This window comes from Ruegeria sp. BHSA123, assembly GCF_059613425.1.
In genome coordinates this window covers 1-5,675 of record NZ_JBXWSL010000112.1, presented here as the reverse complement: position 1 = coordinate 5,675, position 5,675 = coordinate 1, and the positions used below count along the sequence as shown (strand labels likewise).

Annotated in this window: 6 protein-coding genes; 3 read left to right on the top strand and 3 right to left on the bottom strand. The window is 62.0% G+C overall.

The annotated features are described in order from the left end of the window. Positions 1 to 61: 61 nt before the first annotated feature. Positions 62 to 1,204, top strand: coding sequence for an amidohydrolase (locus tag AC2FNC_RS19845; RefSeq protein WP_496716424.1), 1,143 nt, complete (start codon positions 62 to 64; stop codon positions 1,202 to 1,204). Positions 1,205 to 1,292: 88 nt separating this feature from the next. On the opposite strand, the gene ubiV is transcribed toward AC2FNC_RS19845, so the two are convergent. Genes ubiV through ubiT form a run of 3 tightly spaced genes read right to left on the bottom strand, consistent with a single transcriptional unit; the run spans position 1,293 to position 3,737 of the window. Next, positions 1,293 to 2,213: a ubiquinone anaerobic biosynthesis protein UbiV gene (gene ubiV, locus AC2FNC_RS19840; protein WP_496716423.1), complete on the bottom strand. Its 921-nt coding sequence runs from the start codon at positions 2,211 to 2,213 to the stop codon at positions 1,293 to 1,295. A 4-nt stretch (positions 2,214 to 2,217) separates the two neighbouring features. Then, positions 2,218 to 3,195 (bottom strand): ubiquinone anaerobic biosynthesis protein UbiU, encoded by a 978-nt coding sequence (ubiU, locus tag AC2FNC_RS19835; RefSeq protein WP_480871489.1) that lies wholly within the window; start codon positions 3,193 to 3,195, stop codon positions 2,218 to 2,220. Further along, on the bottom strand, positions 3,195 to 3,737 hold the full coding sequence (gene ubiT / locus AC2FNC_RS19830) for a ubiquinone anaerobic biosynthesis accessory factor UbiT (protein ID WP_480496068.1): 543 nt from the start codon (positions 3,735 to 3,737) through the stop codon (positions 3,195 to 3,197). The genes ubiU and ubiT overlap by 1 nt, the downstream gene beginning before the upstream one ends. A 136-nt stretch (positions 3,738 to 3,873) precedes the next feature. On the opposite strand from ubiT, the gene AC2FNC_RS19825 reads away from it, so the two are divergent. Together AC2FNC_RS19825 and AC2FNC_RS19820 are read left to right on the top strand one after the other, a co-directional pair. Next, entirely contained in the window at positions 3,874 to 5,382 is a 1,509-nt protein-coding gene (locus AC2FNC_RS19825; protein ID WP_496716425.1) for a UbiD family decarboxylase, read from the top strand. Beyond that, positions 5,379 to 5,675: flavoprotein (locus AC2FNC_RS19820; protein ID WP_496716422.1), on the top strand; the 297-nt coding region annotated here is incomplete at its 3' end. The genes AC2FNC_RS19825 and AC2FNC_RS19820, both read left to right, overlap by 4 nt.

Below are 5,675 nucleotides of genomic sequence, written 5' to 3'. Positions count from 1 at the left end.
TGAGCGGGATTGCAAAACCCTGTAGCAATGACGAAAGAAAGCAGGACGAAGGAGAGTTGCCTTGACGAGTTTTTTTGAGAACCTGCGCGCCCTGCGGCATAAGTTTCACCGCAACCCCGAGCTTGGCTTTCAGGAGGACTGGACCAAGGCCCGGATCGCCGATCACCTGAGAAGCCTTGGCATCGAAGTGCATGAGGGTGTCGGCGTTGTTGGTGTTCTGCGAGCGGGCCATGGCAACCGGTCCATCGGTCTGCGCGCGGATTTCGACGCCCTGCCCATTACCGAGGCCAACAACTTTGCCTACAAGTCTCAGAATCCGGGCGTGATGCACGCCTGCGGCCATGACGGCCATACGACCATGCTGCTGGGCGCGGCCGAGCTTTTGGCCAGGGATCAGGGCTTTGACGGCACCGTTGTCTTCCTGTTCCAGCCCAATGAGGAGCACGGGCTGGGTGCGCGGGCGATGATTGATGAAGGCGTCCTGCGGGATTTTCCGATTGACGAAGTCTATGGCGCGCACAATCTGCCGGGCGAACCCGTTGGGCGGGTTTCAACCCGCGCCGGTGTTGTTTGTTGCAGCGAAAGCCTATTCGAGATCACAATCACTGGTCAGGGCGGCCATGCCTCGATGCCCCATGTCGGGCGCGAGACACTTACGCCCGCAGCAGAGCTTGTTCTGGCCTTGCAAACCATCGTTTCGCGTAAGCTTGCCCCGGCGTCTGGCGCGGTCGTTTCCGTGACCGAGTTCATCACCGATGGGCAGCGCAACGTCCTGCCAAGCCGAACGGTGTTGAAAGGGGACGCACGGGCGATGTCCCCCGACGACCGCGCGCGGATTGAACATCACATGCGGCAGATTGCAGCAGGCGTGGCGGAAAGCCACGGTGTCGCGGTGACGGTGGAGTTCCAGACCGAATTCATCGAGGCAATCAACGATGCCGACGCCGCAACCCATGTGGTTTCAGCAGCAAAAACGCTGGGTTTGGAGGTTGACGGCGACCGGACCGCCATGTCGTTTTCCGAGGATTTCGCGGAATTTGCGGCAGCGGTTCCGGGGTGTTTTCTGCTGATCGGCAATGGAACCGAGGGGTCGAATGGCCGCCCCCTGCACGCGAATGACTATGATTTCAACGACGCGCTGCTGCCATTGGGAGCAAACCTGTGGGCCGAACTGGTGCGGCAACGCCTGCCTGTGACCACCTGACTGTGCAGGACGATCCATGGATTTTCCGGATCGCCCGCTCAGGTCGTGCTGAAAATTCGCTATCGGATGCCGGTCTTTTCCAGAATGATCAGCGTGCTGCTTCGGTGGGCGCGCATGCCGAACCCGACCATTCAGCGCCGGATGCGCCGGTCAGGAACCCGTCGCTTAGCCTTATACCGGGATCGTCCGCACGCAGCGCGTGTTCCAGATCGCCCCGGTCAAGTTGCCCATCCAGCCGCTGTCGGTAGAGCGCGCAGAGCCTTGGGAACCCCTGAGATTGCGGCGACAGGCGCAGGGCCGCGACGCCAGCACTTTGCAGCAACTCGATCTGATGATCCGTGCAGGCATAGCTGTCTGACAGGGTCTGCACACCGTTCATGGCCATGAACGGCTGTCCATCGCCGGTCAGCACATCCAACCCGTCGGGATCGTTTTCGCAGGCAAACTGGCAATTATCCTTGCTGCGCCCATGCAGGCGCGCGTGGTAACACCGGCCGGAGATGGCCAGCGGCAGGCGACCGTGGCCCCAAACCTCGACCGCGACACCCAAACTGGCGGCGGCTTGTGCCAGAACCCTGACCGAGGCGATTGGCAGTTCCGGCGGCAGGCATATGCGACGCGCCCCGCGTGACGCCAGCCATGCCAATGTGCCTTCGTTATAGACATTGATCAGCGGTCCGACATCGAAATCGGTGTTTTCGGGCAGATGCGCTAGCGCAGTCAGATCGTTGATCTCGACCGTGACCCCCAGATCCGCCAGATCGGCGGTCAGCTTGCGTTCACGCTTGAGCGTCACCAGTGCAAGACTGGTCAGCGCAACCTGTTTGCCTGCCTCAACCAGCCGGGCAATCGCGTCGGAAATCCGGTCCTGATAGAACGGCAGGCGCTTGGAACAAACCAGCTCGCCCAGCACGATGCGGTCGACGGGGGTTTGCGCCAAATCCTCGTAAAAGGATGTCCAGCTATCGGCGGGCCAGAAAAACTGGTTGGGGCCAACGGTCAGCTCCATCGCGCTATCTCCAGGTCTTTTTGTATGCGCCGGTTGTCATGGCCTGCCCTTCGGACAAACGGGCCAGCATCCCCTCGGGCAGGGGGCGCCCGGCCTCAAGCGCGTCGACAGCGGCACGGAAGTTCCGAACCACCTGCGCAACGTAGGATTTCGAGCGCTGGCGCCCTTCGATCTTCAGCGCGGTAACGCCGGCCTTCTGCAATTGCGGGATCAGCCGTTCCGCATTCAGGCTGACGGGGTCTTCGAACAGGTGGCCCGTCTTTTCACCTGCGGAAAAGCACCCTTTGCACAATGTCGGATAGGGTGCCGGCTGATTTCGTTCGACCCGGTGGATCAGGTAACCGCCCAGACGGGTGTTCAACGCGCCCTTGTCGTTCTGGTATTCAACATGGCTGGCGGGCGAACAGACTCCATTCATGTTCGGAGACAGCCCGGTGGCATAAGAGGACAGCGAACAGCGACCTTCGGCCATCACGCAGAGCCCGCCGAACACAAAAACCTCGGTCTCGACTTCTGTTTCGGCGTTGATGGCGGCGATTTCGGGAACCGACAGCACGCGCGGCAGGACCACACGTTTGACGCCGAAGGTTTCGGCATAGAAGTTGATCACATCGGCATTCGCCGCCGCGGCCTGCACGGACAGGTGCCTGCGCAGCCCCGGATGGTTGCGCGCGGCATAATCCAGCAGCCCGATATCGGCGAGGATCACGGCATCCGCGCCGCAGGTTTCCGCATCGGCCACCGCGCGATGCCAGATTGCTTCGCTGCCGGCGCGGGGAAACGTGTTGATCGCAACCAGTACCTTGGCCCCGTGGTCATGGGCAAAGGCAACACCCGCGCGCATTTCGGCCCGGTCGAAGTTCAGGCCCGGAAAGTTGCGCGCGTTGGTTTCGTCATTGAAGCCGCAATAGACTGTATGCGCCCCGGCCTTGACGGCTGCGCGCAAGGCGGCGGGCGTTCCTGCCGGGCAGACGATTTCCATCACCATAGTACAGCATCTTCCGGTCGAGTCAGGTACAGGCCGGTTCGACGTTCCACCAACGCGATCAGCTGCTTCAGCGGGCGCGCAAGCGGGCCGGAGAGGGCTGCGGCCTCGTGCGCGAGGTCCAGTTCCGCGTCGTCTATTGCGTTGCGCAGGGCCAGCGCCGCGGCCGTATCGCCCTCGATCACCAGATCACGTGAGAAGAACAGTGCATCGCCGTCAAATGCACCGTGAACCAGCCCAAGAAGGGCCGCCAGAGGGCCGGAAATACGCGCAACCCCTGACCCGCTGCGCCGGGTCAGTGTCACCTTTGGGGCACCGCCATTCGGATCAAGCAGCAGGACAACAGGCAAATCCGTCGGATCAAGAACGAAAACTGATCTTCCGTATGCGCCAAGCCGTTGAAACATTTCCGGGTTTTTCTTTGCGACCCGGCGCGTGAAGACCGTCAGCGACAGCGACAAGGGGCCAAGCGGCACTATCCGAAACATGGCCGCCAAAGCCGCCGGGCAGCGCGGTATCGGGTTCTGAGGAACGGGCAATGAGACCTCCTGCTGTCTCAACATTATGACCTTGGATGCCTTCCTAGGGCGATCGCGGCTGGGGTGACTTGACGGTTGTCAATTCGACCCCTCGCTTTCGTTGCTAGAGGGTGGAAACCACCGTCGGAGCAGTCCCATTCGCACCCTGCCGCAATATCCCAGCCTTCGGCATTTTCTGAAATGGTGCGAAGACACCGGACAGTTCAGGCGCATCCCTGATCCGGTTTCCGTACGCCATCAGATGACCGCTGTTCACCGCGCCGTGCTTGAGGCGGGTGGGCCGGTTCTGCAATTTGACCACCCGACAGACGTGTCCACTGATCGGTTCGATACCCCCGTCGTCGTCAACCTGTTCGGAACAGCGGAACGGGTTGCTGCCGGGCTGGGTGTCACACCCGCCGGGCTGGACGATCTGGGGGCCTTTCTGGCCGCGCTGCGGTCCCCGACGCCGCCGGACGGAGTGCGGGACGCGCTGGCCAGATGGCCGATGCTGAAGGCGGCCCTGTCGACCCGACCGAAACTGGTCAGAACTGCCCCGGTGCAAAGCCTCTGCCACAGCGGAGCGGATGTGGATCTGACCGCGCTGCCAATCCAGACCCACTGGCCCGGCGATGCGGGGCCGCTGATCACGTGGCCCGTGGTTCTTACCCGGCCCTACGGCAGCGATGCAAACGCGGCGCAAGGCTATAACGCGGGGGTTTACCGTGTTCAGGTGCTGGACCGGAACCGTGTCATCATGCGCTGGCTGCCTCATCGCGGCGGCGCGGCGCATCACAGGAGCTGGGCGAGGTGCGCCGAAAAGATGCCCGTCGCCATTGTGCTGGGCGCAAACCCCGCGACTTTGTTATCGGCGGCCTTGCCCTTGCCAGAAACGGTATCCGAGCTGACATTTGCCGGTGCCCTGAACCAGAAGCGCCCACATCTGATCCCGGCCAGAACCATCCCCATGTTGGTCCCTGCTGACGCCGAGATTGTTCTGGAAGGTTGGGTTTCACCAAGCGAGACCGCCCCCGAGGGGCCTTTTGGGGATCACACCGGCTATTACAACCCGGCTGAACCCTTTCCGGTGATGCAGGTCAGCGCTGTCACCCATCGGGACGCGCCGCTGTATCTTTCGACCTATACCGGGCGGCCACCGGACGAACCGTCAATCATTGGCGAGGTGTTCAACCGCCTGGCCCTGCCGACCATCCGCGCGCAGATCCCCGAAATCCACGATCTTTGGCTGCCGCCCGCCGCCTGTTCCTATCGAATGGCAATCGTTGCCATCGACAAACGGTATCCGGGGCAGGCCCGGCGCGTGATGATGGCCCTGTGGGGAATGCTGCCGCAATTCAGCTATACGAAAATGATCATCGCGGTCGATGCCGATATCGATCCCCGAAACTGGGAGGATATTGCTTGGGCGCTTGCCACTCGCATGGACCCGGGCCGGGACGTGATGGTGCTGGACAGGACACCTATGGATTATCTGGATTTTGCATCACCCGAACCCGGTCTGGCCGGAAAAATCGGCATCGACGCGACGACGAAACTGGGCAGTGAAACGCTGCGGGAATGGGGGACTGTGATGCACACCGCGGATGGAGATCACGCCTTTGCGGAAGACCTTGTAAACCGATTGATGCCGGAGCTGAGAGCATGACAAACGCCCGTGTTGTTTTGGGGGTATCCGGTGCGTCAGGCGCGGCGTTGAGCCTTGCCGTGGCCCGGTGCCTGGCGTCATCGGATATCGAGGCCGATCTTGTGGTCAGCGCAGCCGGGATGCGGACACTTGCGCAGGAATGCGGCCCGGACGCTTTGCAAAACCTGCGGCAACTGGTGACGCGGCATCACCCGAGCGCCGATATCGGTGCCAGCATTGCGTCCGGGTCGGTTCCGGTATCCGGCATGATCGTTGCGCCCTGTTCCATGCGAACGCTTGCCGCGATTGCGCAT